This window comes from Streptomyces atriruber (genome assembly GCF_001418325.1).
Lineage (GTDB): Bacteria > Actinomycetota > Actinomycetes > Streptomycetales > Streptomycetaceae > Streptomyces > Streptomyces atriruber.
This window is the reverse complement of the sequence record NZ_LIPN01000293.1, coordinates 1-2,880: the sequence shown is the minus strand read 5'-3', so window position 1 is coordinate 2,880 and position 2,880 is coordinate 1. Positions and strand designations below refer to the sequence as shown.

Below are 2,880 nucleotides of genomic sequence, written 5' to 3'. Positions count from 1 at the left end.
GGCCGTGACCATCGGCGGTGTGGCGCTCGCGAAGGTCGGCTACGACAAGTACCTGCGGTTCGTGTGGCCGCTGCTGGCCCTGCTCGCCGTGCTGATCTGCGGGTTCGTGGCGCTGGGGGCCGCGGTGACCTGAGCGGGCGGGCACGGCGGCGGTGTCCGTGCCGGTGCGGGCGTACGTACGGTGGTGGGCATGGACGGCCTGAGCGACCTGGACCGGCGCCTCACCGAGTGCCGCGCCTGCCCCCGTCTCGTCGAGTGGCGCGAGGAGGTCGCGCGCACCAAGCGCGCGGCCTTCGCCGACCGGGACTACTGGGGGCGGCCCGTGCCCGGCTTCGGTCCGCACGACGCCGCGCTCCTGATCGTCGGCCTCGCCCCGGCCGCGCACGGCGCCAACCGCACGGGCCGGATGTTCACCGGCGACCGGTCGGGCGACTTCCTCTTTCCCGCGCTGTACGACGTCGGACTCGCCTCCCGCCCCACGGCGGAGAGCGCCGACGACGGCCTGACGCTGTACGGCACCCGCATCACCTCACCCGTGCACTGCGCGCCGCCCGCNNTCGCCCCGACGCTGCGGGCGGTGGTCGTGCTCGGCGGCTTCGGCTGGCAGGCCGCGCTGCCCGCCTTCGCCGCGGCGGGATGGCAGGTGCCGAAGCCGCGCCCGGCCTTCGGGCACGGAGCTCGCGTACGGCTCGCGGGCGGCCCGGACCGGGAGCCGCTCGACGTCTTCGGCTGCTTCCACGTCAGTCAGCGCAACACGTTCACCGGGCGCCTCACGCCGGGCATGCTGCGGGAGGTGCTGCGCACGGCGGCCCGCGCGGCGGGGCTGCACCCGAACGGCCCAATAGAGCTAGCTGCGCCGGATGCCGATTCCTAGCGTGGGGACGTGGACGAGACTCGCGCGGCCAAGCCCTCCGGTGCCGCCTACCGCAACCTGGCCATGGCGACCGTCGGCTTCACGCTCACCTTCTGGGCCTGGGACCTGGTGGCCCCGCTCGGCAGCGATTTCAAGGACCGGCTGAACCTGAGCTCGTTCGAACAGTCGCTCCTGGTCGCCGTGCCGGTGATCGTCGGCTCGCTGGGCCGGGTGCCGGTCGGCGCGCTCACCGACCGCTACGGCGCCCGGAAGATGTTCCCGCTCGTCTCGGCGCTCACCATCATCCCGGTGCTGCTGATCATTCCGGCCAGGCACAGCTTCGGCGCGATGCTCGCGGTCGGTTTCCTGCTCGGCCTCGGCGGGACGACGTTCGCCATCGGCATTCCGCTGGTGAACTCCTGGTTCCCGCCCGCCCGCAGGGGCTTCGCCCTCGGCGTCTTCGGCATGGGCATGGGCGGTGTGGCGCTGTCCGGCTACTTCACCCCGCGCATCGCCAAGCACGGCGACAACCTTCCGTTCATCGTCGTGGCCATCGCGCTCGCCGCCTTCGCGGTGCTCGGCGCGCTGCTCATCACCGACCGGCCCGACCGGCCCGTGCCCACCAGCTCCCTCGGCACCCGGCTGGGGCAGGCGGGACGGCTACGGGTCACGTGGGAGCTCTCCGCCCTCTACGCGATCGGCTTCGGCGGGATCGTCGCCTTCGGGGTGTACCTGCCCACGTACCTGAAGACCTGGTACGACCTCTCGCCCACCGACGCGGGCACCAAGGCGGCCGGTTTCGCCCTGGTCACCGTGATCTTCCGGCCCATCGGCGGCTGGCTCTCCGACCGGATCCACCCGGCCTCGGTCACCACGGGCGCGCTCGCGGTCGTCGCCCTCTTCGCCGTCATCCAGGCGTTCGACCCGGCGCTGAACCCGATGGGCACGATCTGCTTCCTGTTCATGGCGGCGGGCCTCGGCACCGCGAGCGGCAGCGTCTTCGCCCTCGTCTCCCAGGTCACCCCGCAGCCGCAGGTCGGCTCCGTCACGGGCATCGTGGGCGCGGTGGGCGGTCTCGGCGGGTTCCTGCCGCCGCTGGTCATGGGCGCGATCTACAGCGCCAAGGACTCGTACTCGATCGGCTTCATGCTCCTGTCCGACCTGGCGCTCGCGGGCTGCGTCTACGCCTACGGGCGCATGCGAAACGCGAAGGCGGAGTGACGCGGGGCGCGGTTACGCTGCCCCGATGGGCCTCTATCCGGACATCGAACCCTACGACCACGGCATGCTCGACGTCGGTGACGGCAACCGCGTGTACTGGGAGGCCTGCGGCAATCCGCACGGCAAGCCGGCCGTGGTGCTGCACGGCGGCCCCGGCTCCGGCTGCACGCCCTTCTTCCGCCGGTACTTCGACCCCGACGCGTACCGGATCGTCCTGCTCGACCAGCGCGGCGCCGGCCGGTCCACACCGCACGCGAGCGACCCGGCGACCGACATGGGCGTCAACACGGTCAAGCACCTGATCGCCGACCTGGAGTTGCTGCGGCGCCACCTGGGCATCGAGCGATGGCTCGTGTGGGGCGTCTCGTTCGGGTCCGTGCTGGGCCTGCGGTACGCGCAGACGCACCCGGACCGGGTCTCGGAGCTCGTCCTCACGGGGATCGCCACGGGCAGCCGCGCGGAGGTGGACCTCCTGACGCGGGGGCTGGGGCGGATCTTCCCCGAGGCGTGGGAGGCGTTCCGCGACGGGGTGCCGGAGGGGGAGCGGGACGGGGATCTGGCCGCCGCCTACAACCGGCTCCTGGAGTCGCCCGACCCGGACGTGCGGGCCACCGCCGCGCGGGCCTGGACGGACTGGGAGACGGCGTGCGTTCCGGCGCCGCCGCGCTCCGTGCCGCGCTACGAGGACGAGGCGTTCCGGGCCGGTTTCGCGCGCACCGTCACGCACTACTTCGCCCACGACCACTGGCTGGGCGGCGACGAGGTCGTCCTGCGGGACGCGGATTCCCTGCGCGGGATTCCGGGGG

Annotated in this window: 3 protein-coding genes and 1 pseudogene; all 4 read left to right on the top strand. The window is 73.0% G+C overall.

What is annotated here, in order from left to right; all coding sequences use genetic code 11:
• Positions 1–190: 190 nt before the first annotated feature.
• A pseudogene (locus AOK03_RS44325) lies at positions 191–555 on the top strand (uracil-DNA glycosylase family protein); the annotation flags it as partial.
• Positions 556–557: 2 nt separating this feature from the next.
• Positions 558–874 (top strand): uracil-DNA glycosylase family protein (locus AOK03_RS44320; RefSeq protein WP_482256285.1); only part of this gene is annotated, 317 nt, incomplete at its 5' end.
• Positions 875–937: 63 nt separating this feature from the next.
• A complete protein-coding gene (locus tag AOK03_RS27825; protein WP_079074998.1) occupies positions 938–2,074 on the top strand; it encodes a nitrate/nitrite transporter in 1,137 nt (378 codons plus the stop codon).
• Positions 2,075–2,099: 25 nt separating this feature from the next.
• Positions 2,100–2,880 (top strand): prolyl aminopeptidase (gene pip / locus AOK03_RS27820; protein ID WP_055568104.1); only part of this gene is annotated, 781 nt, incomplete at its 3' end.

Excerpts from the sequence above, each read along its gene's own strand:
- AOK03_RS27825 (WP_079074998.1), top strand. The coding sequence starts at position 938 with ATGGCGACCGTCGGCTTCACGCTCACCTTCTGGGCCTGGGACCTGGTG.